This is a genomic window from Pseudoalteromonas sp. 20-MNA-CIBAN-0454 (assembly GCF_040308685.1).
Taxonomy (GTDB): Bacteria; Pseudomonadota; Gammaproteobacteria; order Enterobacterales; family Alteromonadaceae; genus Pseudoalteromonas; species Pseudoalteromonas nigrifaciens.
This window is the reverse complement of record NZ_JBEOOB010000100.1, coordinates 1-604: the sequence shown is the minus strand read 5'-3', so window position 1 is coordinate 604 and position 604 is coordinate 1. Positions and strand designations below refer to the sequence as shown.

General features: G+C 44.4%; 1 protein-coding gene and 1 pseudogene. Both read left to right on the top strand.

What is annotated here, in order from left to right; translation table 11 throughout:
• The coding region (tnpB, locus tag AAEZ22_RS18130) for an IS66 family insertion sequence element accessory protein TnpB (RefSeq protein ID WP_350547149.1) at positions 1 to 349 on the top strand (349 nt) is incomplete at its 5' end.
• Positions 350 to 429: 80 nt separating this feature from the next.
• Positions 430 to 604: pseudogene (locus AAEZ22_RS18125) on the top strand (IS66 family transposase); the annotation flags it as partial.

Sequence of the window (604 nt, the reverse complement as noted above, 5' to 3'; positions counted from 1 at the left end):
GAGGATGTTCGTTGATGTACCCACCGTCTATTTATGTGCCGATGCCGTTGATTTTCGAAAATCAATTAATGGTCTGGCGGCGTTGGTGGAAGCAGAGCTTGAACTACCCGTGCTCAGTGGTGCGCTATTTGTGTTTTGTAATAAAGGCCGTGACAAACTCAAACTGCTTTACTGGGATAACACCGGTTTTGCACTGTGGTATAAGCGATTAGATAAGCATAAGTTCAAATGGCCCAAACTCATGTCACCCACCATGACCTTAAGCGAGCAGCAATTACACTGGTTATTATCGGGTTATGATGTGATTGGACACAGTAAAATTGATGTCGCAGGTAAGCAAATGCTTTAATATTTGCGATCGATTGATGATCATCAAAGTGAGTTCAGTTAGCACTGCAAAGCCTTTGATGATGCCTTAAAATAGGCGTCATGAAAAATGAACTCGCCCTTAAACAGCGCATTGCTGAACTTGAAAAACTGTTAGCGCAGAAGGATGCCCAGATTGCGGCATTGGAAGAGCGCTGGAGCTTGGCCCAACAAAAACAATTCGGCAAAAGTGCTGAAGGCTTTGCCGGGCAAGGCGAGTTATTCAATGAAGTGGAAG